The following is a 26,581-nucleotide window of genomic DNA, read 5'->3' on the forward strand; positions in this document are numbered from 1 at the left end:
CTGGCTCCTCAGCCGTAGAACACGAAGCGACGGGACAGCCGGAACTGCAGCGCAGTGACCAGCATGATGAGAATGGTCAGGATGATGCCGATGGCCGATGCCTTCCCGAACTCCAACTGCTTGAATGCGGACTCGTAGATCACCATGACGGCGGTGCGGGTGGAATCGCCCGGCCCGCCCCGGGTGAGAACGTAGGGCTGGTCAAAGATCTGCAGGGCGGAGATGATCGCCATCACCGAGGCCACCAGGGTGGTGGGGCTGACCAGCGGGAACGTGATCCGCCAGAACTGCTGCCAGCTCGTCGCTCCGTCGACCTGCCCGGCCTCGTGAACCTCCTTGGGGATCGACGCCAGCCCGCCGAGGAACAGCAGGAACGAGAACCCAAAATTCTGCCACACGTAGACCAGCACCACGACGGCCGTCGCTCCACCGGAGGAGGTCAGCCACGGCACGTCCCCGATGCCCAGCTTGTTCAGGAAATGGTTGACCAGCCCGAAGTTCTCGTTGAACAGGTAGCTCATAATGATCGACACTGAAGCGGCGGACAGGATGAGCGGGAAGAACAGCACGGAGCGGAAGAACGACTTCAGCACATTAGGCATTTTCGTGTTGACCAGCACCGCGAGCCCCAGCGCAAGCGCCAGCTGCAGCGTTACCGCGACGACGACGAAGCCGATGGTGTTCAGGAAGGAGACGCGGATCGTCGGGTCCGAGGCGATCTCTGCGAAGTTTTGGAGGCCCACGAACTGCGGGTCGGTGATGATGTCCCACTGGAAGAAGGCCAGGGCGATGGAGGCCAGGATGGGCAGGAAGGTGAACAGCCCGAGCCCGATGAGGGTGGGGGTCAGGAACAACCAGGTCAGAACCGTACGTTGCATGTCACACCTCCAGGGCGCGGGTCAGGTCCTCGTCGAGGCGCGCGAGTGCAGCGGGCAGCGCCGCAGCGGAGCCGGTGACGGCGCCGAGGACATTCTTGATGAGGGCGGTCTCGACGGCGGCCTGCTGCGGCGGGGCCGGGATCGGGGCGCAGGGGTGATTCTCCAAGGTGTCGTAGAACACTTTCCAGTGTTTGGGCCCTTTTTCGGAGTAGAGGGCCTCGTTGCACATCGATCGGCGGGTCGGGGTGGTGTTTGGGCCAGGGAATGCGAGCCGCATGCCCTCCCGCGAGGTGCAGAACTTCACCCATTCCCAGGCCTCGTCCTTGCGTTTCGAGGTCTTGAGGATGGCGTATCCGGCTGCGCCGAACTGGTGGCGTTGGCTGCGCCACTTCGGGAAGTAGCCGACGTCGTAGTCGTCGGGCTTCAGCCCGGCTTCGCTGAGTCCCTGGACCCAGAACCCGCCAGCGGGGGTCATGCCGATGGAGCCGCCGGAGAACTGGCCGACGAGTTCTCCGCCACCGCCTTGGGCGGGGCTGGTGCCGAGGCCTTCCTCGACCAGCGCCCGGACGAACTCGAACGATTCCGCGACTCTCGGATCGGTGGCGTTCGAGTGCTCCCAGAGGAAACCGCCGGAGAGCTGACCCACACGATCGGGGTAGAAGCGTTCCCACAGCCACTCGCCGCCGGGAGACTTCTGCTCGGTGAGGAAGCTTGTTTCGTTGATATAGAGCCAAGGGACGATGCCACCCCACAGGCGGTTCGTCCAGTAGAATGGCACGAAGTTGCCGACGCTGGCCTGCCTCATCCGACGAGCCACGGTGAGGAAGTCGTCATGGGTCCAGTCGTCGGGGGGATACTCCACTCCAGCACGCCTCATCGCCTGAGTATTGAAGTAGATGTTTGCGGCATTGAAGTCGATGGGCATCTGGTAGAAGGATCCCTTGTACATGAATGCCTCGATGAGGCTCGGGTGCACGTCGTCGAAGTAGTCCCGCACCTGGTCGGCATCGCGCCGGATATAGGCGTCGAGGGGTTCGGCCAGGCGCTCGGCGAACAGCTGGGCGCCCTCGGTGGCGACGACGCAGACATCTGGTGGAGTGCCTGCCGCGACCATGGTGAGGATCTTGGCGAAGAAGTCAGCCCAGTCCGTGCCCTGGATGGCCTGGAGCCGGACGGGGATGTCGGGATGATGGACGTTGAACGCCTTGACCAGCGACTGCCGGGCCTCGGCGTCCTGGTTGGTGCCTAGTATGGCGATGGACAGGGAGTCGTCATGACGTCCCGGGATGTCTGCGCCGCTGAGGCGGGGCCACTGACTGCCGATGAGCGCGAGCGTACCCACACCAACGGCTCCCGTCAGCACTCCGCGTCGGGTGATCTGAGTCATCGTTGACCTCCGGCCTAATTCGATTTAGGTAGCACCTAGTCTGCGCCCGACGTGGGCTCCAGTCAAGGGGTATGCCACAAAATCGCTGTCCGTCCGGGGAGAACCAGCCAGCCGCGCCGCCCCACCGTCGATAGCCGGGATCGCCAGCGAGGGAGGGCTCAGCGCCCGACGAGATTCAGCACCAGGATGGGCCGCCCCTCGACCAGGTGGGCCGTCGCCCACCAGTTGGGGCCACCGAATAGCTGATCCAACTTCGGCGAGGTGAGGAAAGTCGCAGACGGCAACCGTCGCTCAAGCGTCGGATGCACCACGGGCTCCGAAGGCGTATCCGCGAGTGCCCGGGCCTGAACCGCCATCTCCGGATCCAGCTGCACGACCGCATCCACCCAATAGGTCGCGCGCCCCGGGAGCCGGTCGTCGCCCAGCGTGCCGGAGGTCCAGCTCGCGCGCTCCATCCGCTCCAGCGCAGGGATCGCCTGCCGAAGTGGCCCGAGATCAATGTTCAGAGCGGAGCCACCGTTCTTCACCGGTGCGCACACGGTGATCCTTTCCATCAGCGTTGAGGATTGGGGTCGAAAGAATACTCCCCGGGTGGGTGGCCCACCGGCCAGGACAGTTCGCGGGTAACCTGACCGCGCAGATTATAGGGCTTCGCCCAGCCCAGCTCCTGGAAGCGTCCGTTGACGGCGTCGCCGCCACCCACACGCAACTCGTCCCCGCGCACGAAGCGGTACCGGTCTTCGGCATGGACCGTCACCCTCATGTTGACCATGCCATTTTCCACCTTGACGTCGGCGGAACTCCACTGCCGATACCCGCCGATGACCTTCTGCCAGTCCTCCGTCGCCGGATAGTGCGGGGTGGGGTTGTCGACTCCGGTGATGCTGAACGATGCGCCACCCTCCGCAACCATGCGATCGGCAGCCGCAGCGGTGCGCACCACCTCCGATTCGATGTTGCGCGCCAACGCCGGATCCTGGCGAGCCCCGCTCTCGTAATCGAACTGCTCCTCGCCGCCCACGTTCGCGATGAAGTGGTCGTAGTACTTCAATGTCTCGGCCGCGCCGGGCGGCACATACTGGAAGGCACGACGCTGCTCCCCGGCGGCCAGCCACCTATCCTCATCCGCCCTGGTGGGCATACGCACCCCGTATTCGTAGTCCTCGGGCCACTCGATGTCGGGGCGCTCCGGCGGACCAAACTTGAACCCGCCATAACCGTTCTGATCTTCGGAGCCGGCCTCCCCCGGAAGCGTGACCGGGGCCGCAGAGAGAGCCTGCGCAGCCTTCGCCGCGCCCAGGTTGTCGACCGCGTGCAACTCCCGCTGGGTGCGCTCCACCAGGCGGTGGATGAGCGCGCGCTGCATCACCTCGGGGGCCGGGGCGCTGAGCATCCGGCGAAGCTGAATCTCCGCCCGCGCCGCCACCGCCAGCATCGTGATCCGAGTCTGCCGGATAATCGCTGCCGCCTGCCGAGCGGCCTCGGCTGCGCGCGCCAACTCGCGGGCAAACCGTTCCAGCCTGGCCGGCGACGCAATTCCCGTGCCGAAGTACCGGGTGAAGGCATCAACCGTCGGGCCCCTGTTGTTCGCTAGTAGGCTCCCGCCTACCCCTCGAACCCCCTGCTTGACCTCGTTGACCACCTGGAGGGCCGAGTTGAGAGCCGATGCGCGCGCGGACAGCAGGTCTGCGGTCGTGGGGAGACTCACCCCGGTGAGCTGAAGTATCACACTCAAGATTGCTCCCCCATCAGTTGTTGAACCATGTGGGCGATGCGCTGGTTGACGTCCTCAATTGCCTGGTAGGAGCGTGCCGTCTCAGCCATTCTCTGGCTCTCCGACGACACGGTCTCGCTCAGCATGGGTAGCACCTCCGCGGCGCGCTCAAAAACCAGATCGCTGCCTTGCAGCGCGGCCCGATCCGTGGCCGAGGGGCCGCCGACGCCGGGGACAGCAAAGCAACCCGAGGCACCCTCCAGCCGAGCGGCAAGCTCGGCCATCACCTGGGAGGCGTTCTCCCAGGATGCGGGGTTGAACTCGACGGTCACCTTAACTCTCTTTCCCATGCTGAGTACGCCACAACACAGCGCAACTCATTACCTCGAACTGACACTACAAGACGATCAGTGCACCAACCCCGGCCAAATGGGCAGGATTTTTGCCAATCGTGTCCGTTAATCAGCTGGGCAGCCACAATCCCCCCGTAGCCTTCAGTTCCGCAAGCATGGCGTCGAGCGGGTCCACGTCGCTGGACGCCACCTCGATCCTGGGCAGCGGCGGAACGCTGGCCAGGAAGTCGTTGAGCGCTTCCTTAATGGATCGTTCAAGGGCGCGACGCTGGGTCCAGTCGATCTGCCGCCCGAATCCGATGCCGCTCACCACACCGTTTCCACCGTAGACGATCACACCGTCGCTGTGTGCGACGGGCGTCGTCGCCGCAACCGGCTGCGGCTGCTCCGCAGCCTCCCCGAACACATCCCCGATCAGCGAGTCCAGTTCCGCGAGCAGGCGATCGTCGCCGTGGGGTACCTCCACGTCGGCCATCAACGCATCGCAGTGGGTCTCCAGAGCGTTGTAGAACGCATCCATCACTGAGACGCCGAACTGGTCCTGTGCTTGCGGGGTCTCTGGCAACCGGCGGATCAACACATCCAACACCTGGCTACCGTTCACAGATACGGCGACGCTACGGGATGCATCCCAGCCTTCAGAATTGAAGACTTTTCGATTCATCTACCTGCCTCCGGTCGCCTCTGACCCACTCTAGCGGCTGACATCGCGTCAGGTGGGAGACTTCAGCGCGTGTCCCCTTCACAGCAGCAGCCCGCCACTCGTCGCGACCCAACAATACGATGACGCCGGGTCCCGCCCGGCCTTCTCGGCCGAGCGGGACCCGGGTGTTTCAGCAGGTCAGAGAACCTTGGCGTTCACCATGATCTGGCGGATCTCGTCAACGAGTTCGCCGGCGAAACCGCGCACGGGGAAAGCCATCTCGTTGGTGGCGATGACCCCCAAATGGCACATGGCGGTCTTGAACGCGCCGATGCCGGCAGCGTCTGCGGAGCGGCCGCGTGCCGCGAACACGATCTCGAAGCCAGCGCAGATTTCATCCTGCAACCTAGCCGCCTGCGCCCAGTCACCCGCCTGCGCGGCCTCCCACAGCTTCACGTACCGCGCCGGGTCGACGTTGGCGTAGCCCGGAACCATGCCGTCCGCGCCCAGCAGCAGCATCCCGTCGACGACGCACTCGTGACCCGTGAGCAGCTTCAGCGGGCTGCCTTCGGCACGGTTCAGCGCAACCAGGCGACGGAACGCGACATCGTTGCCCGACGAGTCCTTCACGCCTGCGAGCACGCCCTCCTTGCCCAGCTCCACCAGCATCTCGTGGCTGAGCTTGGCGCCGTTGAGCCGCACGGGCACGTCGTAGGCGAACAGGGGAACGTCGATGGCGGCTGCGATGCGCCTGAAGTGGTCCGCGATCTCGGTGGTGTCGTTGATCGCGTAGAACGGGCATGTGGCCACGATGGCCTGCGCTCCCGCCTCGACGATCCGCTTCGCCTGCGCGATGACGCGCGCGCTCGTGGTGTCGATGGCACCTGCGATGACCGGCACCCGTCCCGCGGACTTCGCCACGATGTGCTCCACGATCTCGACGCGCTGCTCGTCGGTGAGATAGGCCACCTCGGCCGATGATCCCAGCACGAACAGGCCGTGCATCCCCGCGGAGATCAGGCGCTCGACGACGCGGTCGAGGCTCGCGAAATCGATCTCGCCTTCGGCAGTAAAGGGGGTAACCACCGGCGGGATAACGCCAGTGAAGTCGTGCGACATTGATTTTCCTTTCAATTCAGTTGGCCCTAGATGAGCGAGGGAACCGCGCTCAGCAGCGTGCGCGTGTAGTCGTTGGCGGGGTTGGCGAAGATCTCGTCCGTGGAGTTCAACTCGACGATCTTCCCGCCGTTCATGACGGCGATCTCGTCGGAGATGTAGCGCACGGTGTTGATGTCGTGCGAGATGAACACCAGGCCCAGGCCGAGCGAGGATTTGAGATCCTGCAGCAGGTTCAGCACCTGGGCGCGCACCGACACGTCGAGGGCACTGGTGGGCTCGTCGGCGATGATGACGTCCGGGTCGAGCGCCAGGGCGCGGGCGATGGCGACACGCTGCCGCTGCCCGCCCGAGATCTGGCGGGGCAGCACGTCGAGCGCGCTCTGCGGCAGACCCACCACGTTGAGCAGATCTCGCACCCGGTCGATACGCTCCCGTTGGGAGCCGATACCGTGCACGTTGAGGGGATCCATGAGCGTGTCACGCACGATCATTCGGGGGTTGAGCGCCGTCGCCGGGTCCTGAAACACCATGGAGACCGACAAGCCCATCGCCTTCTTCACCTCGCGCGAGTTCTTCAGCGGGGCCCCTTTGAACAACACCTCGCCACCGGTGGCTTCCTGCAGGCCCACCATGACGCGCGCCGTCGTCGATTTGCCACAACCGGATTCGCCGACGATCCCCAGGGTTCTACCCTTCATCACCTTCAGGTCGACGTTGTTGACCGCGTGCACGGTGTCGGGCTTGAACAGACTGCCGGTACGCGACTTGTGGATCACGTGCACCCCGCGCAGCTCGATGACGGGCTGCTCCGGCGTCCAATCCTTGATGCTCATCGGGAGACCTCCTTGGCGAGCAGCTCCTCAAGTTCCGGGGAGATGGCGAACATGTGCTCGGGGTGGTCGCCCACCGGCTTGAGCACGGGACGGCTGGTGAGGCCGACGGTGGGGTGGGCTGAGCGCGGGGCGAACCGATCGCCGGTGACGAACTCGCGGGGGCTTGGCACGGTGCCGCGCACCTGGTGCAGGCGGTCGGCGCCGGACTCGATGGACAACACCGCGCCCAGCAGCCCCCGGGTGTACTCGTGGGTGGGCTGAGTGAGGAGGTTCATCGTCGGGCCCTGCTCCACCACCTGGCCGGCGTACATGACGGTGATGCGGTGCGCCAGTTGCGCCACCAGCGCCAGATCGTGGCTGACGAACACCATCGCGAAGCCCAGTTCCTCGCGAAGCTTGTTGAGCAGGTCGACGACCTGCTTCTGCACGGTGACATCGAGCGCGGTGGTGGGCTCGTCGGCGATCACGAGCGACGGATTGCGGGTGAGCGACATCGCGATCAGCACGCGCTGCCGCTGGCCGCCCGACAGCTCGTGCGGGTAGCTCTTGAGGGTACGAACCGGGTCGAGGCCCACAAGTTCCAGCAACTCCTCGGCGGTGCGGGTGCCGCCGCGCTTGGTCAGCTGCGCCATCTGCGAGCGGATCAGCATCGACGGGTTGAGGCTGGAAAGCGCGTCCTGGTAGATCATCGACAGCTCGTGGCCGCGCAGCGCGTTGTGCTGCTTCGGGCTGAGCTTCAGCAGGTCCTGGCCCTTGTAGAGGATCTGGCCCTCCAGTTGGGCCGTCTTCGGCAGCAGCCCCATGACGGCCATCGAGGTGATCGACTTGCCGCAGCCGGATTCTCCGACGAGACCCATCGTCTCGCCGGGACGCACGGAGAAGGACACATTGTCGACGACGGCCACGTCGCCGTGCTGCTGTGGGAAGCGGATCGAGAGGTTCTTTACCTCCAGGATCGGCTCCTCGTCGCGGCTGTAGACGAGGCGGTCGTTGCGTTTCAGCTCCGCGTCGCGCAGCGCAGCGAGACGGGTTTCCAGCGGCACCGACGACTCGGCGTGGCGCACCAGACGCGACAGCGGACCCTGTGCCTCGGGGCTCACCGTGCCCTCGGCCTCCTCCGCCACCTTGGCGCGGGTCTTGACGCGCGGCGAGGCCATGGCGTCAGTGAGGCCCTCGGAGAGGATGTTGAGGCACAGCGTGGTGATCAGGATCATCAGGCCGGGGAAGAACGTCACCCACCAGTGGCCCGACAGCAGAAACTCCTTGCCCTCGGAGAGCATGTTGCCCCAGGTCGGGGTGTTGACCGACTTGATGCCGGCGCCGATGAACGACAGCGAGGCCTCGAAGACGATGGCGTCCGCGACGAGCACGGTGGCGAACACCATGATGGGGGCTACGCAGTTTCTCGTGACGTGCTTGGCAAGGATCCACCACGTTTTCGCGCCCATCACTTTGGAGGCCGCGACGTAGTCCTCGCCCATCTGCGACAGCACGTTGGCGCGCACCACGCGGGTGAGCTGTGGGACGTAGAGCACGGCGATGGACATGATGATCACGGGCAGCATCGGGAAGCGCGTGGACAGCGCGAGCACCAGCACTGCGGCGAGTGCGATGCCGGGGAAACTCATCAGGATATCGAGGGCGCGCATGAGCACCTCGGAGACCCACTTGCGGGCAGTGGCGGCGACGGAGCCCAAGACAGCGGCGATCAGTAGCGCGATCGCGGTCGCGGACAGGCCGACGATGATCGACACCTGCGCGCCATACATGACCCGCGACAGCACATCTCGGCCGGAGCCGTCGGTGCCGAACCAGAAGTCGCCGTTGGGCGCGACGGAGTTGTCGACCACGGTCTGTTCGCCCACGCCCTTGATAACGATGACGCGGGTCTCCTCAGCGAGGCCGGTGGCGTTGGGGAGGTAGGGGGCGAGGAGTGGGGCGAGGACGCCCATCAGCGCGATGAGGGCCAGCACGATGACGGCCAGCTTTGAGCCGAGCGGCATCGCCTTCCAGCCCTGGAAGCGCAGGCCGGGCTGGGTGGCCTTCTTGAAATGGCTGCGGCTCAGCATCAGACGCTCCTAATCCTCGGGTTGACCAGCACATAGAGCAGATCAACGATGATGTTGATGACGATGAAGGCCAGCGCGATGGTGATGGACACGCCCATGACGATGTTCACCTCGTTGCGGGTGATGCCTTGGAAGATCAGCTGACCCATGCCCTGGATGTTGAAGATCATCTCGATGACGACGGCGCCGCCCATCGCGTAGCCGACGCGCAAGCCAAGCACGGTGATCGGGGTGATGAGCGCATTGCGCAGCACGTTGCGGGCGACGACGACGTGTTTCGGGATGCCCGCGCCGATCGCGGTTCGCACGTAGTCTCGGTCGAGTTCTTCCACCATCGAGGTGCGCACGACGCGGGTGAGCGAGCCGGCCGTCGGAACGGCGATCGCGATGATCGGCAGGAACGTCTGGTAGAGGTAAGTTGCCGGGTCGTCGAAGAACCCCACCCACTGGCCGACCACCGAGGCGAAGGTGCCTGTTCCGCCGGGAACATCGCTCCACAGCTGGATCAGGAGCAGCGCGAGCCAGAATGACGGCGTGGCGAGGAACAGGATCGAGATAACGCGGATCACCTGGTCCGGCCAGCGGTCGCGATAGAGGGCGGCGATGACGCCGAGGATGCCCGCGACGATGGCGGCGATGAGGATGCCGATGAGCGCGAGTTGCAGGGTGATGGGGAAGGCGTTGGCGACGAGTTCTGAGATGTCCACGCCGGTGAAGGATTGACCCAAGTCGCCTTGGACGAAGTTCACCAGATAGTCCCAGAACCGCTTAAGCAGCGGGTCGTCCAGGTTGTGTGCTGCTCGGTAGGCCTCCAGAGCTTCGGGCGACGCGGACTCGCCCAGGGCGAGCCGGGCCGGGTCAGCGCTGGAGAGCGACATGACGAGGAATACGAGCAGCGTAACGCCCAACACCATCACGGGTAGCGCCAGCAGGCGCCGCAGGATGAGGTTGAGAAGCTTCGACACAGGAAGGCTCCTTTGCTGGTCCGAGTCGTTCCGCCTGTCGGCGGGTCGCGGAGGGTGGCACGCCACTCGCCGCTTGTCTGATGTCTGATCTTAAGTTACCCGACAAGAGAAGGGGTGGGATTCCGAGGATTCCCACCCCTTGCTCATCCGAGTTACTTGGTGCTGCCGACGCCCTGGAAGGACAGGCCGGTCAGCGCGATCGGCTTGAAACCGACGAGCGTCTCCGCGTTGAACGCGGTCGGGGTCTTGCGGTGCAGCAGCGGGTACAGCGGCACCTCCTCCGAGATGACGTCGAAGATCTCGTGCCAGGCGGCCTTCTGCTCCTCACCGGTGACCGACGAGGCCTTCGTCAGCAGATCCTGGACCTTGGCGTAGGATTCGGAGCCCTTCCAGTGCATACGCTGCTCGGTCCAGACGTCACCCGCGTACCACCAGCGCAGCAACAGGTCGGCGTCGTCACCGAACACCGACGGATCACCGGGCGCGAACACCACGTCGAAGGCGTCCGGGTTGGAGTCGATAGTGCCGTAGACGTCGGAGGACTTCTTCTCCTCGTAGGTGACCTTCAGGCCGAGCGCCTCAATGTTCTCCTTGATGATCGGACGAACCGCGGAGAACCAGCCGTGATCGGTGCACAGCACGCGAACCTCGGTGAGCCCGGTTTCCGCGAGCAGCGCCTTGGCCTTCTCCGCATCCTTCTTGTAGACGACCTTCGCCTCCTTATAGGAGGGGTGGTCCTTATGCAGGAAGCTGGTGGCCGGAGTGGCCAGGCCGGACATGCCCTTCTCGCAGATGGCCGCGTAGTCGAGGGCGTACATGATGGCCTGGCGGTTGCGGACGTCCTTCATGGCGGCGGAGGCGCAGTTAAACATCGCGAAGATGAGGCCAAAGCCCTGGACGGCACCCACCTCGTTCGGGGCCTTGAAGTTCGGCAGGTCGGCGGCGCCAACGGCGTCGATGGCCTGAACCGTGCCCGAGGTGAGAGCGTTGGTGCGGGTGGTGCCGTCGGGCAGGATCTGCCATTCCATCTTCTTGGCCAGGGCCGGACGGGAGCCGGTGTAGCCGTCGAAGCGTTCGAAGAGGACCTTCTGGCTGGCCGCACCATTGTCAGTCATCTTGTATGGGCCAGTGCCGACGGGGTTCAGGTCGAACTTCTTCTGGTCGGCGGACGCAAGCGCCTTCGGCACAATCTTCACGACGGCGACGCGCTCGGCCACCAGGGAGAAGGTGTGCTTGAGCTTCAGCAGGACGGTCTTCTCGTCCTTCTTCTCCACCTTGTCCAGGAAGGTGATGAAGGACGCATAAAGCGACTTGTTGGCTGGGTCGAGGACCCGCTCGAAGGAGTAGACGACGTCGTCTGCGGTGACGTCGGTGCCGTCGTGGAACTTGGCGCCCTCGCGCAGCGTCACCTCGTAGGTGGTGTCGTCAACCTTCTTGGGCAGTTCTTTGCCGAGGGCGGCGTAGCATTCGCGGCTGGCCGGGTCGATCTCCGTGAGACCCTCCATAGTGTGCCAGTTGGCGGCCACGGTGAGCGCGGAAGTGGTGGTCATCGGATCGTAGCCGTTTGTGCCCAGTTCGTAAGAGATACCGGCAGTGATCGTGCCGTCCTTGGCGACGGCTCCCCCCGAGGGGGCCATGGTGCCGCCCGGGGTGGCATCCCCCGAGCCGGCGGGCTTGGTGGAGGCGGTGCCCTCACCCTTGCCACACGCGGACAGTGCCGTGCTGATTCCCGCTGCTGCACCGATGATGCCGGTCAGCTTGAAGAAGTTGCGGCGGTCTACGTTCATCGTTGAATCTCCTTGATGTCTGACATCCTATGTCTGACGAAAACTGAATGAAGTGTAACATGGGTTCCACGGGATCACACCCACCCCCGCCAAGAACGTCGGACACAATTTGGTCACGATCGCTAGCTCCAAGGACGCAGAACATATGAATCTCCTCGACGCGCAGCTTAGGCCGCAGACCCGGCCCCAGACGCAGGCCGCCTCCACACTGAGCGCCATCAAGGACTACATCCTGCTGTCCAACCTCCAGCCCGGCGATCCCCTCCCCACCGAGAGCCAGATGTGTGAATCGCTCGGGGTGTCGCGCTCCTCCGTACGCGAAGCCGTCCGCACACTCTCCGCGCTCGACATCGTCGAGGTGCGCCATGGCCACGGCATGTTCGTCGGCAACGTGTCCATGCACCCCATGGTGGAGCTGCTGGTGTTTCGCGGCATGCTGAACCCCGGCGATGACTACCGCTCCCTCGCAGAGATCGTTGAAGTGCGCCAGGCCCTCGACCATGCCTTCGCCGCCGACGTGTGCGGCACCTGGTCTGGCAAGCACTCCGATGAGATGCACCAGTCCGTCACCGAGATGGAAACGCTGGCCAAGCTCGGCAAGCCCTTTCCCGAACAGGATCGGCTCTTCCACTCCCGGCTGCTGGCGCCACTTTCCAACCAGCTCTTCCGTCAGCTCACCGAGGCTTTCTGGGACGTGCACACCCTGACCGCCCCCCGACTCGGCATCGCCCGGCCGGTGGACATCCTCGAAACCGCCAAGGCGCACCGCTCCATGCTGGAGGCGGCCGAAGCCGGTGACGTGGAGGCCTACCGCGCGGCCGTCACCCAACACTACGCGCCGCTGCTCAGGAACCTGCGCGGCGCGGAATACGAAGCCAGCCACTGAACCCACCCCAGCCCGAAGCCGCCGAAACCGGCATCGCGCCCCACCCGGGCGGGAAAGGTCTGAGAAAGGCAGCGCCGGGCGGCCAACGTCGAAACCGCCCGGCGCCATGCATCCGTCAGCCCGCGACAGCGGCCGCGAACCAGCCTGTGATCGTAGTCGGGTGCGTGATCGCGGTGCCCACGACGACGGCGTGCGCACCCGCATCAATCGCGGCCCGCGCCTGCTCCGGCGTGTGCACGCGACCCTCAGCAAACACCGGGTACTCAGGGAACTCTGCCACAATCTCGGCCACCAACTCCAGATCCGGGCCCTCCGTCTTCGCGCGCGCCTCGGTGTAGCCGGCGAGCGTCGTACCCAGGATGTCTGCCCCGCCCTTGACCGCATGCCGGGCAGACTCGATGCAATCACAGTCCGCCATGACGAGCACGTGCGGGTAGCGCTCTTTGAGGCCCGCCACCGTCTCAGCGAACGTGCGGCCGTCGGGACGCGGGCGCTGCGTACCGTCAATCGCGACGATGTCCGCGCCCACCGCGGCTGCAAGCACCGCGAAATCCAAGGTCGGCGTGATGTAGACACCCTCCTTGCCATCCTTCACGAGCCCGATGACGGGCACCTCCAGCACCTTCTTCGCTGCGCGGATATCGTCCAGCCCCTGCAGTCGCACGGCCTTAGCGCCACCCAGCACCACCGCCTGCGCCACCTGCGCCATCGTCGCGGGAACACGCATCGGTTCACCCGGGTACGCCTGGCAGGAAACAACCAGCTGACCCTTCAGCTGATCCAGCATCTCGCTCATTCAGTCATCCTCTCGTAGAGCCCTAACGGCCGCGCCGACCAGGGCAGCGTTATCCAGTTGCGCAAGTTCAAGTTCCGTATCAGCCACGATAGCCATAGCCGAGTCCATCACCCCGGCGCGCACCCGCGAAAACCACTCCGCGCCTGCACGCACCACCGACCCGGCCAACACCACCAGGCCCGGGTCCAGGGCATTGAGCAGACCGCCGATGGCCCGGCCCAGCGAATAGCCCGCCACCCCGAGCACCTCGCGCGCGGCAGGCGATAGCGACTCCTCAACACCGGCCAGGCGCGAGATCTCACCGCCGGGCAACCGCACCCCGGTGGCGCGCTCGAAACACTGCTCGATGCCCGTCCCCGACGACACCGCCTCCAGGTGGCCGCGCCTGCCGCACGAGCACTCCAGGCCATCGGCGGCAGCTACATCAACATGCCCGACATGCCCCGCCACCCGGTTTGCGCCCAACAGCAACTCCCCGTTGACGATCAGCCCGCCGCCGATGCCAGTACCAGCTGCGACGAGCAGCATCGACTCCCGTCCCTGACCACGACCATGCGTGAACTCGCCGAGGGCATGCGCATGTACGTCATTCAGCACGCTCACCCGCAGCCCGGAGCGAGCCGCCAGCCCACCTCCTACGTCCGTCCCAGCCCAGCTGCGGATCGCGTCGGTAGCGGAGGTGACCAGACCCGTCGCCGGGTCAATGACACCCGCGGAGGCCACTGCAAGCCGTCGGGCCGGGGCACCGCCGGCCGCCAAGTGCGCCTCTTGCACCCGCTCAGCCAACGCCCACGCTGCGTCCATCAGCGCCTCCGCGCCCTCCCTCGCGGGCGTGGGCACCGCGTCGTAGTGCGAAACCGTGGCGCCATCGACGATGCCGCAGGCGATCTTGGTGCCGCCAATGTCCAGGGCGATCATGCTTCTCCAATCGGATACTTACCGAGCCCGCGCACATATTCGACGCTGTCTCGCGGGTCGTCGGGCTCAATCAGGTGCGCTACCCACTCGGCGCGGGCGTGCAGCACACCCCGGCCAATCCAGGTGCCCGCAGCATACAGCTCATGGACATGCGTGCCGCCGGGGTAGACGTGCAGTTCCGCGTCGCCCCCGTCGCGCCACAGTCCGCTGGCGAAGGCCACCACCTCGTCGCGGAAGGGTTCGGTGGCGGACACGTCGAGGAAGACCGGTGGCAACCCACCCAACCACTGCGCGCGGGCCGGGGCCTCATAAGCGCTCACCTCGGGCCCACCCCGACGATCACCCAACACCGCAGACCAGGCCACTTCGTTGTCGCTTCCGGTCCAGCTGCCCAGGCTCCAGAACTGTTGGGTGGACATCGAGTCGTTGCGGTCGTCGAGCATCGGGCAGGCGGCCAGCACGCCGACGGCGCGGGGGCCGGAACGGTCGCGGGCGGCCAGGGCCGTGGCGATCGCCAAGTTGCCACCGGCGCTGATCCCGACGAGCAAGATTTGCGTGGGGTCTGCGCCCAACTCCTCGGCGTGTTCGGCGGCCCATAGATAGGTGGCGTAGGCGTCGTCGAAACCGGCGGGAGCAGGGTGCTCGGGAGCGAGCCGGTACTCGGGCGAGACAGCTACTCCGCCGTGGGCGTCCAGGATGCGGCCGGCCAGCACCAGGTCGCTGTATCGGTTGCCTTTGACGAGCCCGCCACCGTGAAAGGACACGACGAGCGGCCCCCGGCGCGGCACGGCCGGGCGCGCCACCGCGACAGTCAGTTCGCCTACAGGGCCAGAAATTTGGCGGTCCTCGACGGTGATATCACTCAGCCGAAGCTGATAGCTCAACTCGGCGGCAAGTTCGTCACGCACAGTTGCGGAGTTCCGGCTGGCCAGGAGTTCGGGGGTAATGGGCGGCCGCAAGCCTTCATCGTGCAGCAAACCGAGCAATAGTTCGGTGCTCGCTTCGAACCGTGGGCGAGAGGCAGTCATCTTGCTCCTTCAGCTGAATGAACATCCATCAAGACATCACGCATCCTATTATTGATCGCGAAACAGCAGCCCCAGCCCGCTATGAGAACTCTCTCACAACAGTCTCACAGCAACCTCCCGGGCAACCGATGTTATTGAGCCATGACGACCGCCCACTTTGTGCTCGCGCTTCTGCTGGTGCTCACCGCAGCCACCTTTACGCGCTCCCGCATCGTCACCGACGATGCCCGCACCCTGGCCGTCGCCAGCGCCCTGCTTCTGGCCCCCGCCAATGCCGTCTTCGCCGGATCACAGCAGCGCGTCTGGGCCACCGTGACCCTCACCGTCGCCAGCTGCGTCGCGCTCGTGGCCCAAGGAATCTCCTACGCACGCTGTCAAGCCAAGACACAGCGCATCGGCAGCCACGCCCTGGCCGCCCAGTCACACCACCACGCAATACCCACGCGGCCTCGCGTGCTCGTCGTCGGTGTTGATGCGCAGCAGGTCAACGAGGAGGCTGGCCAAACGCTCACCGCACTCAGCGAGAGCCACGACGTTTTCGCGCTGGTGCTCGGCGCGCAGTCGCCTCTCCAAGTGGATTCCGCCGAGCGCACGATCTGCGCAGCCTTGCCTTTCGGATCGCCCAGCGACATCTCCATGGCAATGGAGACCGCCGTCGCCGAGCAGGTGCGCGCACTCGGCCCAAACCTTGTGCTGCTTCCTCTGCCGGACACACCCACTTCGGCGATGCTGCACTTCGCAGCCCGCCGAGCGGCCGCCAATCGGGCCCAGGCCTGCTACCCCGCAGCCGCCGCATACACCAGATCAACCGAACCAGACGAGGAGACCGCGCCGTTGTGGTCGATCCGAGTCGAATCAACTAGAGAAACAAACTGGGATCAGTGACAATGAAGAAGATGAAGAAAACGCCTCACCCCAAGCGCACTGGGTCCATCCGTCGCCGTATCGGCGGGGCCATGGTGGTGCTTGTCGTGGTAACGCTGATTGTGACGGGTTGGATTGTCGTGGTGCTGCAAGACCGATCCAGCAGAGAGCGCATCGATTCCTATCTACTGCGCACCCGCGACGAGTTCGTCGCCTACGCGGCGACCGGAAAGGACCCCGACTCGAACGCCCCGTTTGCCGACCCCGGCGAGCTGCTCGGTTCCTTCCTGTCCCACACCTTCGTCGACGAGAACGCCGGAGCGATCGGCATTGTGGAGGGCCAGATCCGCTGGTTCGGCTCCAATACGTTGAGCATCGCAGCCGAGCAAGACAAGGAATTGATGAAACAAATGCTTCCGCTCGCCCAGAAGAGCGAGATGAGCATGGGCACTTTCACCACATCGAAATTCGGCTACCGGTACCACGTGGCGCCCATAAAGTTCCCCACCTCGCAAGGGGCGCTGGTCCACGTATACAACCTCGACGCATTGCGCAGCGAACGCGACAGCCTGCTGTGGATTTTCCTCCTTGTCGGCATAGCCATGTCCCTGCTTTCTGCCGCTGTCACCTGGCTGCTGATCGATCGCATCATGAAACCCGTCGATGCACTGCGTGTGGCCGCAGAATCAATTGGCGACAACGACTTGACCAGCCGCGTTCCCACCACCGGAAACGATGACATGACCCGCCTGTCGCGCACCATCAACCGGATGCTGGACCGCTTGCAAACCTCCGTGGAGACCCAGCGGCGGCTTCTCGACGACGTCGGCCACGAACTGCGCACTCCTATCACCATCGTGCGTGGCCACCTGGAGTTGATGGACCGCACCGACCCAGAGGATGTGTCGCAGACCCGCGACCTCGCCATTGATGAGCTCGACCGCATGGGCCACCTCGTCGGCGACCTGCTGGTCCTCGCGAAGGCGAACCAAAGCGACTTCGTCCAACCCGAATGGTTCTCTCTGGCTGCGCTCACCGACTCCACCTTGGAGAAAGCCCGCGCACTCGGTAAACGTCAGTGGCGGCTGCGCAGCATCGAATCCGTTGACGGTTGGCTCGACCCCAACCGGATCACGCAAGCCTGGCTACAGCTCGCCGCGAACGCTGTGAAGTACTCCGCCGAGGACAGCCCAATCACGCTCGGCTGTCGAGTCGTCGGGGAGGAAGTGCACTTCCTGTGCGAGGATCAGGGAGTCGGCATCAAGCCGGAAGAACTCGATACAATCAGGTCCCGCTTCGGGCGCGGCTCGAACGCTGGTTCTGCTTCGGGAGCCGGGCTGGGTCTGTCCATCGTCGAGTCCATTGTCGCTGGCCACCACGGGCGACTCGAAATCGAGTCCGAGCCCGGCGTCGGCTCCAAGTTCACCATCATCATCCCGATCTCGCCAAAGGAGGACGATCAAGATGAGCACGATCTTGCTGGTTGAGGACGAGGAGCGCATCAGCGCATTCGTCGCCAAGGGCCTGAAGGCTGCTGGCTACACCACGCACAGCACCAAGTCGGGCATCGAGGGTGCCCAGCTTGCGGTACACGGCAACTTCGACATGGTGATCCTCGACATCGGCCTGCCCGACATCGACGGCTTCGAGGTGCTGGAACGGGTGCGTGGCCAGGGCGTCGACGTGCCAGTGATCATGCTCACAGCCCGCACGTCGGTCACCGACCGCGTCGCCAGCCTGGAAGGCGGGGCCGACGACTACCTCGCCAAACCGTTCTCCTTCGAGGAATTGCTGGCCAGGGTGCGGCTTCGTCTCCGGCCCGTCGCGTCGTCAAACGAGGCCGCCACTCAACTCAGCCATGGCGGCCTGACGCTGGATCTCCGTTCACGCAAAGCGCACCTCGATGGCAAGTCGGTGGACTTGTCAGCGCGCGAGTTCACCCTCGCTGAGACCTTCCTGCGTAACCCTGGACAGGTACTCAGCCGCGAGCAGTTGTTGAGTAGCGTTTGGGGCTACGACTTCGATCCCGGTTCCAACGTCGTCGACGTTTACGTGCGCTACCTGCGCACCAAGCTCGGCAAGGAACGCTTCGAGACAGTACGCGGCATGGGCTACCGCCTCGTGTAGATCCGCTCATGAGAATGTTCTAATTCGATTCTCCTCAGGCTTTCAGCCTAGTCAGGTTAGCTATAGGTGTTGAAAGGAGCGAAATGGCCATCAAACGAAACACCATCATTCTGTTTGGAGCGGGAACGCTAGGCTTTGCCGTCGCTTTGGGAGGTATTTTCGGTGCGCTAGCAAGCAACGACAGGAGCGAGCACAGTCCTGCCGTACACGTCAGTGCCGTGCCCAACTCGCCAAGCCCCTCAACGTCACCGTCGGTGCAGCCGGCAGAAGCCACCTCAACGCCTGATCCCTCGGCTGTTTCGACTACCGATCCCGCACCCCAGACCTCCGAACCTGCGCCCGAGCCCCCAGCTCCGGTGGCTCCCGACCCCAAACCCGCTCCTCCTCCTGCTCCCAAGCCCGCCCCGACGGTAGCCCCCAAACCCAAGCCGAAGCCTGATAAGGCTCCGCCCAAGAAGGCCCCCAAACCGAAGCCTAAGTTTCACGACGACGATGACGACGACGATGACGATGATGATGACTAGCCTCAGCCCCGCCCCAGGGAACGTTAATTGAACAAAACTGCTGATGCCCCGCCGATTCCCGGCGGGGCATCAGCATGTTCAGATCGGCCGACAGCTCAGAGGCCGGGGCGCTTGCCGATCTGCATCACCGGCTGCAGCACCTCGGCGAAGAAGTCGTTGCCCTTGTCATCGACGACGATGAACGCGGGGAAATCAACGACGTCGATGCGCCACACGGCCTCCATCCCAAGCTCCGGGTACTCCACGACCTCCACCTTCTTGATGCAGTCCTTCGCCAACCTGGCGGCCGGGCCGCCAATGGACCCCAGGTAGAAGCCGCCATGCTTGTGGCAGGCGTCCGTGACGGCCTTGGAGCGGTTGCCCTTGGCAAGCATCACCATCGAGCCACCAGCGGCCTGGAACTGATCTACGTAGGAGTCCATTCGCCCGGCCGTCGTCGGGCCGAAGGAACCGGAGGCCATGCCTTCCGGGGTCTTTGCTGGGCCGGCGTAATACACCGGGTGGTCCTTGAGGTACTGCGGCATCTCCTCGCCGCGATCCAGCCGCTCCTTGATCTTGGCGTGCGCGATGTCGCGGGCCACGATCAGCGGCCCGGTCAGCGATACGCGTGTCTTCACCGGATACTTGCTGAGTTCCGCCCGAATCTGCTCCATCGGCTGGTTGAGGTCGATCTTGATGGTCGCGCCTTTGCCGGTGCCGCTCACGCCATGCGTCTCGGCGTCGAGTTCCTCATCAACGACGTCGGGCATGAAGTGCGACGGGTCGGTCTCCAACTGTTCGATGAAGACACCCTCCGGGGTGATCTTGCCGAGGCACTGGCGGTCGGCGGAGCAGGATACTGAGATCGCCACGGGCAGCGACGCGCCGTGCCTGGGCAGGCGCACGACACGCACATCGTGGCAGAAGTACTTGCCGCCGAACTGGGCGCCGATGCCGAGCTTGCGGGTAAGCTCTAGCACCTCGGCCTCAAACTCAAGGTCGCGGAAACCGTGGGCGGCGATGGAGCCTTCGGTGGGCAGCCCGTCGAGGTACTTGGCGGAGGCGTACTTGGCGGTCTTGAGTGCGAACTCGGCCGACGTGCCGCCAACGACGATCGCAAGGTGGTAGGGCGGGCAGGCGGCGGTGCCGAGCGAGCGGAGTTTCTCCTCCAGGAACTTCATCAGAGAGGATGGGTTGAGCAGCGCCTTGGTCTCCTGATAAAGGTAGCTCTTGTTGGCGGAACCGCCGCCCTTTGCCATGAACAGGAACTTGTAGGTGTTCTCGTGCCCGGCATCCGTGTCGGCGTAGATCTCTATCTGGGCGGGCAGATTGGATCCGGTGTTCTTCTCCTCCCACATCGTGATGGGGGCGTTTTGCGAGTAGCGCAGGTTCAGCTTCGTGTACGCGTTATAGATGCCCTGGCTGAGCGGAATCTCGTCGGTGCCGGGCGTGAGCACGTGCTGACCGCGTTTAGCCGAGATGATCGCGGTCCCGGTGTCCTGACACATGGGCAGCACGCCGCCGGCGGCAATGTTGGCGTTCTTCAGCAGGTCCAGGGCCACGAACTTGTCGTTGTCGCTGGCCTCCGGGTCGTCGAGGATGTTACGCAGCTGTTGCAGGTGCGCGGGGCGCAGATAGTGGGCGATGTCGTGCATCGCGGTCTCAGCGAGCAGCGTCAGCGCCTCGGGAGCCACCTTGAGAAACCGGCGTCCCTCGGGGCCGTCCACCAGTTCAACACCCTCGGTGGTCAACAGCCGGTAAGGTGTTTCGTCCTTGCCGGTGGGCAGCATGTGCTCGTAGCGAAACTCAGCCATGAGTATTCTCCTTGTCGCTTGGTCAGACCCATCTTGTCACGAACCCATTTGTGCGAGGACAACGGGTTGCGCGAAACCTTCAAAACGAGACGACAAGCTGAACCAGGACAATTTTCGCAATGAAACCGATAGCAAATAATGCGGTATAACCGGATTCGGCGCGGTCGTCGTCAATCAGTGAATTGACGTGGTTCAGCACCGCCGGCTGCCCCACCAGGCCCGCCATCGCTCCCGCAACTCGGGCCGTCGAATGGCCCACCGCCCAACCTAGGAGCCAAAACAACACCAGCAGCAACCCGAGCACGGCGACGGCCGTCGCCCCCAGCCGCAACCCTTCCCAGCTGAAGGCACGCGATGCGAAGGCGGGCCCGCTAGCCAGCCCCATCGTCGCGAGAAACAGCACCAGCCCCAGCTGCCGAATGGTTAAGTTGGCCGCGCTCGGCATCGTCCAGACGAACGGGCCAGTACGATCCACCCAGCCCAGCAGCAGCCCGACGATCAGCGGGCCCGCCGCACTACCCAACGCGATCTGCCCAAAACCTAGCGTTATCGTCACCATGCCCAGCGCGACGCCGAGGGCGATGCCCAGCCCAACGGTCCAAAAATCCACCTCCGTGACCTTGCGCTCCGAGTCGCCGAACAGGCCTGTCAGCTCGTCGAGACGCTCAGCGGGCGCGACCACCCGCACCCGATCGCCCAGCTGAAGCTTCATCTCAGCGTGTGCGAGCAGCTCCTGGTCACCGCGCCGGATTCGGGTGATTAAGCCGTCGAAGCGATCCGGAACCGCCAGCTCCGCCACTGTGCGCCCCGCGATGCGCGGGTTGGAGACCACGTAGCGGCGGAAGTCGACGGCGCGCCGGTCGTGCATGAGATGCTCACGCACCTCGTGGCCGATCAGTGACGCTGCGTGCGCCACCCCGTCGGGTGTGCCGACGAGCAGCACGCGGTCACCGGCCCGCAGCAACTCATCGGGCCGGGCCACCTTCATGTGCCCGTCACGCCAGTGATAGGAGATCCGCACCTCGCCGCCGGCCTTGCTGGGGATCTCGGCGATGCCGGGCACATCCTCCACCGCGATGTCCTGGTGCAGTTCGACGGTGCGGGTCACCAAACGAGCGCTGCCAGCCCGATCCGGGTCACGCCTGGCGGGCAGCCGAAATCGCGTGACGACGCTGACCGCGACCATACCCAGCAGGATCGCCAGAGGGTAGGTGATGGCGAACCCGACTGCGGGCTCGATCGGATCGTTCAGGGCTTGCTGCGCCGCCGCCACTGCCGGGGTGGCGGAGAGCGTGCCTGCGAAAAGCCCGCCAGCGAGTCCCGCGGACATGCCCACCAGCTTCCCGGCACCCACCACCAGCATCGCATATCCACCCAGAAGCGCGACTGCCCCCAGCATGAGCAGCGCCTGCCTGCGGAAGTCGCGGAAGAAGGAGGAGCCCGCGGCCAACCCGATCGTGTAGACGAACAGGCCGAGCCCGATCGATTGCACCACGGCCAGTCCCTCGCCGAGCCGCGGGTCGAGCGCGCCTAGCAGCAGCCCGACGAAGAGCGCACCCGAGGCGCCGAAACGTAATGGACCCAGGGGTACCGCCCCCACCACCGTCCCCAGCGCAATCACCACGAAGAGCGTCAACAACGGGTTTTCCACAAGCAAGTCCAGCACCCATCCATCCTAGGTAGTTGCTTGGCCGAAGCCCGTTTCGGAAGGTGCTATTGGGGCGAGATTCGTTTCGCCGCAGCCCGGCACGATGTTGGAACAGGCTCTAGGCTCGACGCATGGAGTCGACGCGCGCGCAAGCAGCCCAAATCAAGCTCGAACTGGCGCAACAGGCGGCCCGGGCGGAGGCCGTCGAAGCGCAGCGGCTGATCGACTGGTTCATCGCCGAGGCGAAGGCCCGCGGCCTGGAGCCCGTTCCGCTTCGGGCCCGGCTGATTGACGGCCGGATGGTGCGCACCGACAAATCCGGCTGGTATCTGCGCCAAGACCATTCGATAGCGATCGACACCGATGGCGGATACCAACACCTGGTCGTCCCCGGCGGTTGGCGGGAGCGGCTCCACGGGGCACGGCTCATCGCAGCGCAGCCGACGCTGATCGTCGGGCGGGGTGGGCGCGACGGCGAGACCGGCACGCTGCGCGAGTTCCTGACCTGGGTGCTTGAGGGACGGGTCGACCAGCGAGGATAGACGTATCCGGTCTGAAACGTCAGAGCATCGCGTCGTGGTGGCCGACGTGCTCGAACTCGATCGTTCCGTCGGTGAGCTGCCACCAGGTGAGCCTCGGCGCACCCGACGACTGCTGCTTCACGTAGGTGCGCCAGGCCACCGCCCCGTCGGTGCGCACCCGGGGTTCGCCGGCCTTACTCTCGTAGAACTGGTGCGAGATGTCCCAATGCTGGTCGGTGAGCACCTTGATCATGATTTTCCTGGTTTTGGACAGCGGCACGATATCCGTCCGCGTGGACGCCAGGAATCCGGGAGCGAAAGTGTAGGGCTTGAGCGGGACCCGCTCCGATTCGCGCGCATCGCGCAGCCAGGTCTGTTCGATTTCCCAGCGAAGTTGGCGCTCCTCGTCGTCGAACACTCGCGGAAACTCGCGCTCGGATTCGTGCTTCAGCTCCTCGTATTTCAGCTGCAGCCTCTCGATGCGTCTGCGGGCGTCCGACAGTTGCTGTTCCGCCTCGTCGGCGCGCAGGCGTTCCCGTTCGACGTCGTGCTGCTCGCCCCCGACGAGGTGGATGATGGTTTCCTCCACCAGCTCCCTGATCTCGCGGGCGATCTGTGTCTTGTGTTGGTTCAGGATTTCCTTCACCACGTCGACCGTGAGTACATCGCCGACCGGGATGGCCACAACCTGGGGCTGTTGGGCAGCCTGCGTTGCCGCCACGGGTTGTGCCGGTTGTACTGGCGTGGGCTTCGGCGTCGGCTGCGGCGCAACCTCGGGACGCTGTTCCTGCTCGGGCTTCGGCCGGATCTCGGGCTGTTTGGGCCGAACATCGCGCTTAGGTGAGACTGGCGGGGCCACCGTTACCTTGCCGGGGCCGGGCTTCGCCGCCACCTTGCCAGATGAGGACAGGAGCGCGCCGCGGTACTCGGTGAGGGCCCGTAGGTCCTTGCCCTTGACGGACGGGCCGGTGGGCCGAACCTGGGTGGAGTAGTTGCGCGGCGTCGCGCCTTCTTCCACCTTCCGGACGATGCTGCGCAGTGCTTCCTTCTGGTCGTCGTCGGGGTAGATGAAAACAAGGCTGTGCGCCCGCCAGTGGTCACGTGGACTCGCTTTAGGGCGAATAATCCGCACAGATCCGCCATAGCAGTTGAATGCGTTGGATGGCGAGTAGTCACTCAATTTCTCAGTGGTTCGGACACTCATCAATTGGGCTAGCTCCGTGCCCGGGGGCAAGATCTCGGCGAGTGCGGCGACGTCGATCCGCGGTGCCCCGGTATCCGAGGTGGGCGAGACTATGACGAGCGGATCCTCGCGGTTGGGGTCCAGCACTCGATCCAAGAGTTGCAGGACATCGCCCTCTTTAATCTCCCAGACTCTTACCATTCCGGCGCACCTTCCGTGATCATTCAAGTACTTGTCTAGCACATGTGGTTGAGCACTTAGGGCAACAAACCACGTCAACTTCCAACCGGGACCAGCAAAGCACTAGTCAGCTCGGATTCAGCTGCGGAGAGTCGCAATCGGCTCGATCTTAGCGGCCCGCCACGCGGGCAGCAGCCCAACCAGCGGGCCCGCGACGGCGAGGCGCCAACCCAGTGCCCTCGCCCATTCCTCGGCCACGCACACCCCGACGACTCCCAACACCCCACCCAGCAGGCCCAGCAGCATCGACTCCAGCACAAACTGCCCGGTGAAGCGGCCGGGCAGCGCACCAATTGTGCGCCGCGCCGGGCATCCGGTGCTGTGCGGTGCGAATCCGCCAACCCTCAGTCTTCCTCATCGAAAATAACTCCATCCAGCCCGCTATTCAGTCCCGCTCCGGCTGTCAGGGGTGAACGGAATGCTGTCAGGGATGTTGGACATTCCCCTCGGGCCGATATCAGGACAGCCCGGTGATCACGCCCTCGTCGTCGATGTCGATGTGCATGGCCGCCGGATCCTTCGGCAGGCCGGGCATGGTCATGATCTCTCCGCAGATCACGACGATGAACCCCGCCCCCGCGCTGAGGCGCACCTCTCGAACCTGCAGTTCGTGTCCTTCGGGCGCGCCCCGCAGGTTTGCGTCAGTGGAGAAGGAGTACTGGGTCTTGGCGATGCACACGGGTAGTTCACCGAATCCGTCACGCTGCAACCGTTGCAGTTGGGTGTGCGCCGACGCGGTGAAAGTCACCTGCCCGGCCCGGTAGATTTTCTTCGCCACCGCACTGATCTTGTCGCTGAGAGTAGCCGCCAACTCGTAGGGGTGGCCGAGGGGTGGCGCATCGTCGGCTGTGAGTTCGACGAGCGCCTTGGCCAGTTCCTCCGCCCCGGCGCCGCCGTGCGCGAAGTGGGTGGCTTCGATGGCCCGGATGCCGCGACCTGCGAGGAGCTGTTGAATGAGACTGATCTCGGCGTCGGTGTCACTGGGGAAGCGGTTGATGGCGACGATGACTCGCTGGCCGAACTGCTCGATGAGGTTGTCCAGGTGCCTGGTCAGGTTACTCATGCCGGCGCGCAAGGTGTCGAGGTTCTCGAAGCTCAGCTCGCTCAGCCCGGTGCCGCCGTGGTACTTGAGGGCCCGCACCGTGGCGACGACCACCGTCGCGCACGGCTCCAGGCCGGCCTTGCGGCACTTTATGTCGAAGAACTTTTCTGCTCCGAGGTCGGCACCGAAGCCGGCCTCGGTGATGACATAATCTGCAAGCCCGAGCGCGGTGTTGGTGGCCAGCACCGACGAGCAGCCGTGGGCGATGTTGGCGAACGGCCCGCCGTGGACGAAGGCCGGGGAGTGTTCGAGCGTCTGCACCAGGTTGGGCTGCAGCGCGTCCCGCAGCACGACCGTGATCGCCCCTTCGCAGCCGAGGTCACGCACCCGTACCGGCTTCTTTGCCCTGGTGCGTCCGATGATGATGTCCCCAATGCGTCGTTTGAGGTCGCCGATGGAGCTGGCCAGGCACAGCAACGCCATCAGCTCGGAGGCCACGGTGATGTCGAATCCGCTCTGGCGCGGGACCCCATTGGACAAGCCGCCCATGCCGAGCACTACTTGGCGCAGCGCCCGGTCGTTGAGGTCTAGCACGCGCGGCCAGGTGATGGAGCGCGGTTCGATGTCGAGCGCGTTTCCTTGCTGGAGGTGGTTGTCGATCAGGGCGGCCAGCAGGTTGTGCGCCTGGGTGAGTGCGGCCATGTCGCCGGTGAAGTGCAGGTTGATTTCCTCCATAGGCACCACCTGGGCGTAGCCGCCGCCAGCTGCACCGCCCTTCATGCCGAACACTGGGCCCATCGATGGCTCACGCAGACATGCGATCGTCGAGTGACCCAACCGGTTGAGGGCGTCGGTGAGGCCCACCGTCGTGGTGGTCTTGCCTTCGCCCGCCGGGGTGGGCGAGATCGCTGTCATCAAGATGAGCTTCCCGGTGCGGTTCGCGGCATAGCGTTGTGCTGCGGAGAGCCGGATCTTTGCCTTGTCGTGGCCGTAGGGGATCAGGTCGTTGTTGGCGATGCCCAGTTTGGCGGCGATCTCCTGGATGGGCAGCACGGTGGCGGATTGGGCGATCTCGATATCGCTGGGAATCATCGTTGTTTCTCCATCGTCGCTCTCAGCAGCCGTTCCGCGGCTGGCCGTCGTTGCCCATCATATTGGGCGACGACGCACGCGCGCTGGTGGGTTGGGTGAGTATGGGTGCTTAGGTTGTGGGTGTGGGGTACCTAGGTGTGGGTACTCGTTTTTCGTGTTGGTGTGTGGTTG

Annotated in this window: 24 protein-coding genes; 5 read left to right on the forward strand and 19 right to left on the reverse strand. The window is 64.7% G+C overall.

The features are described from left to right. Positions 1–8: 8 nt before the first annotated feature. The 11 genes from EII42_RS07550 to EII42_RS07600 form a co-directional block, all read right to left on the reverse strand. The gene (locus EII42_RS07550) at positions 9–878 is read right to left on the reverse strand and encodes a carbohydrate ABC transporter permease (RefSeq protein WP_125171513.1); all 870 of its coding nucleotides are present in this window, start codon (positions 876–878) and stop codon (positions 9–11) included. A gap of 1 nt (position 879) precedes the next feature. After that, positions 880–2,265 carry an extracellular solute-binding protein gene (locus tag EII42_RS07555; protein WP_125171514.1) on the reverse strand — a complete coding sequence of 462 codons (1,386 nt, stop codon included), beginning with the start codon at positions 2,263–2,265 and terminating at the stop codon, positions 880–882. A 158-nt stretch (positions 2,266–2,423) separates the two neighbouring features. After that, complete coding sequence (locus EII42_RS07560; protein ID WP_125171515.1) at positions 2,424–2,819, reverse strand: hypothetical protein; 396 nt, start codon at positions 2,817–2,819, stop codon at positions 2,424–2,426. Continuing rightward, complete coding sequence (locus EII42_RS07565; RefSeq protein ID WP_125171516.1) at positions 2,819–4,000, reverse strand: hypothetical protein; 1,182 nt, start codon at positions 3,998–4,000, stop codon at positions 2,819–2,821. The genes EII42_RS07560 and EII42_RS07565 overlap by 1 nt, the downstream gene beginning before the upstream one ends. Then, positions 3,997–4,329 carry a hypothetical protein gene (locus EII42_RS07570; protein WP_125171517.1) on the reverse strand — a complete coding sequence of 111 codons (333 nt, stop codon included), beginning with the start codon at positions 4,327–4,329 and terminating at the stop codon, positions 3,997–3,999. The genes EII42_RS07565 and EII42_RS07570 overlap by 4 nt, the downstream gene beginning before the upstream one ends. A 112-nt stretch (positions 4,330–4,441) precedes the next feature. Beyond that, on the reverse strand, positions 4,442–4,996 hold the full coding sequence (locus tag EII42_RS07575) for a hypothetical protein (RefSeq protein ID WP_125171518.1): 555 nt from the start codon (positions 4,994–4,996) through the stop codon (positions 4,442–4,444). Between the two features lie 177 nt (positions 4,997–5,173). Then, positions 5,174–6,094 (reverse strand): dihydrodipicolinate synthase family protein, encoded by a 921-nt coding sequence (locus EII42_RS07580; protein ID WP_125171519.1) that lies wholly within the window; start codon positions 6,092–6,094, stop codon positions 5,174–5,176. Between the two features lie 26 nt (positions 6,095–6,120). Continuing rightward, positions 6,121–6,927, reverse strand: a complete 807-nt coding sequence (locus EII42_RS07585; RefSeq protein WP_125171520.1) for an ATP-binding cassette domain-containing protein — start codon at positions 6,925–6,927, stop codon at positions 6,121–6,123. Next, positions 6,924–8,996: a dipeptide/oligopeptide/nickel ABC transporter permease/ATP-binding protein gene (locus EII42_RS07590; protein ID WP_125171521.1), complete on the reverse strand. Its 2,073-nt coding sequence runs from the start codon at positions 8,994–8,996 to the stop codon at positions 6,924–6,926. The genes EII42_RS07585 and EII42_RS07590 overlap by 4 nt, the downstream gene beginning before the upstream one ends. Then, positions 8,996–9,961: an ABC transporter permease gene (locus EII42_RS07595; protein ID WP_125171522.1), complete on the reverse strand. Its 966-nt coding sequence runs from the start codon at positions 9,959–9,961 to the stop codon at positions 8,996–8,998. Before EII42_RS07595 ends, EII42_RS07590 begins: the two co-directional genes overlap by 1 nt. Before the next feature lie 152 nt (positions 9,962–10,113). Next, entirely contained in the window at positions 10,114–11,748 is a 1,635-nt protein-coding gene (locus tag EII42_RS07600; RefSeq protein ID WP_125171523.1) for an ABC transporter substrate-binding protein, read from the reverse strand. Positions 11,749–11,893: 145 nt separating this feature from the next. Between EII42_RS07600 and EII42_RS07605 the strand changes: the two genes are divergently transcribed. Continuing rightward, a complete protein-coding gene (locus EII42_RS07605; RefSeq protein WP_125171524.1) occupies positions 11,894–12,634 on the forward strand; it encodes a FadR/GntR family transcriptional regulator in 741 nt (246 codons plus the stop codon). Between the two features lie 115 nt (positions 12,635–12,749). On the opposite strand, the gene EII42_RS07610 is transcribed toward EII42_RS07605, so the two are convergent. Genes EII42_RS07610 through EII42_RS07620 form a run of 3 tightly spaced genes read right to left on the reverse strand, consistent with a single transcriptional unit; the run spans position 12,750 to position 15,376 of the window. Then, positions 12,750–13,430 (reverse strand): N-acetylmannosamine-6-phosphate 2-epimerase, encoded by a 681-nt coding sequence (locus EII42_RS07610; protein ID WP_125171525.1) that lies wholly within the window; start codon positions 13,428–13,430, stop codon positions 12,750–12,752. Then, positions 13,431–14,348 (reverse strand): ROK family protein, encoded by a 918-nt coding sequence (locus EII42_RS07615; protein WP_125171526.1) that lies wholly within the window; start codon positions 14,346–14,348, stop codon positions 13,431–13,433. Next, a complete protein-coding gene (locus tag EII42_RS07620; RefSeq protein WP_125171527.1) occupies positions 14,345–15,376 on the reverse strand; it encodes an alpha/beta hydrolase in 1,032 nt (343 codons plus the stop codon). Before EII42_RS07620 ends, EII42_RS07615 begins: the two co-directional genes overlap by 4 nt. A gap of 141 nt (positions 15,377–15,517) precedes the next feature. Between EII42_RS07620 and EII42_RS07625 the strand changes: the two genes are divergently transcribed. The 3 genes from EII42_RS07625 to EII42_RS07635 are packed head-to-tail and all read left to right on the forward strand — an operon-like array spanning position 15,518 to position 18,367. After that, positions 15,518–16,261 carry a hypothetical protein gene (locus tag EII42_RS07625; RefSeq protein WP_125171528.1) on the forward strand — a complete coding sequence of 248 codons (744 nt, stop codon included), beginning with the start codon at positions 15,518–15,520 and terminating at the stop codon, positions 16,259–16,261. Positions 16,262–16,272: 11 nt separating this feature from the next. Next, positions 16,273–17,727 (forward strand): cell wall metabolism sensor histidine kinase WalK, encoded by a 1,455-nt coding sequence (locus EII42_RS07630; RefSeq protein ID WP_158676439.1) that lies wholly within the window; start codon positions 16,273–16,275, stop codon positions 17,725–17,727. Continuing rightward, on the forward strand, positions 17,705–18,367 hold the full coding sequence (locus EII42_RS07635; protein ID WP_125171530.1) for a response regulator transcription factor: 663 nt from the start codon (positions 17,705–17,707) through the stop codon (positions 18,365–18,367). The genes EII42_RS07630 and EII42_RS07635 overlap by 23 nt, the downstream gene beginning before the upstream one ends. A 619-nt stretch (positions 18,368–18,986) precedes the next feature. On the opposite strand, the gene EII42_RS07640 is transcribed toward EII42_RS07635, so the two are convergent. After that, positions 18,987–20,684, reverse strand: a complete 1,698-nt coding sequence (locus EII42_RS07640; protein WP_125171531.1) for a fumarate hydratase — start codon at positions 20,682–20,684, stop codon at positions 18,987–18,989. Between the two features lie 79 nt (positions 20,685–20,763). Continuing rightward, positions 20,764–22,350, reverse strand: coding sequence for an aspartate:alanine exchanger family transporter (locus tag EII42_RS07645; protein ID WP_125171532.1), 1,587 nt, complete (start codon positions 22,348–22,350; stop codon positions 20,764–20,766). Positions 22,351–22,463: 113 nt separating this feature from the next. On the opposite strand from EII42_RS07645, the gene EII42_RS07650 reads away from it, so the two are divergent. Beyond that, on the forward strand, positions 22,464–22,874 hold the full coding sequence (locus EII42_RS07650; protein ID WP_125171533.1) for a hypothetical protein: 411 nt from the start codon (positions 22,464–22,466) through the stop codon (positions 22,872–22,874). Positions 22,875–22,893: 19 nt separating this feature from the next. On the opposite strand, the gene EII42_RS07655 is transcribed toward EII42_RS07650, so the two are convergent. The 3 genes from EII42_RS07655 to EII42_RS07660 all read right to left on the reverse strand — a co-directional run bounded on the left by EII42_RS07655 (position 22,894) and on the right by EII42_RS07660 (position 26,410). Beyond that, entirely contained in the window at positions 22,894–24,237 is a 1,344-nt protein-coding gene (locus EII42_RS07655) for a hypothetical protein (RefSeq protein WP_125171534.1), read from the reverse strand. A gap of 117 nt (positions 24,238–24,354) precedes the next feature. Then, a complete protein-coding gene (locus EII42_RS12920; RefSeq protein ID WP_158676440.1) occupies positions 24,355–24,522 on the reverse strand; it encodes a hypothetical protein in 168 nt (55 codons plus the stop codon). 211 nt (positions 24,523–24,733) lie between these two features. Next, entirely contained in the window at positions 24,734–26,410 is a 1,677-nt protein-coding gene (locus EII42_RS07660; RefSeq protein ID WP_125171535.1) for a formate--tetrahydrofolate ligase, read from the reverse strand. Positions 26,411–26,581 lie beyond the last annotated feature (171 nt).

The sequence above is a fragment of the Tessaracoccus sp. OH4464_COT-324 genome, from assembly GCF_003932855.1.
In the GTDB taxonomy this organism is placed as follows: Bacteria; Actinomycetota; Actinomycetes; order Propionibacteriales; family Propionibacteriaceae; genus Arachnia.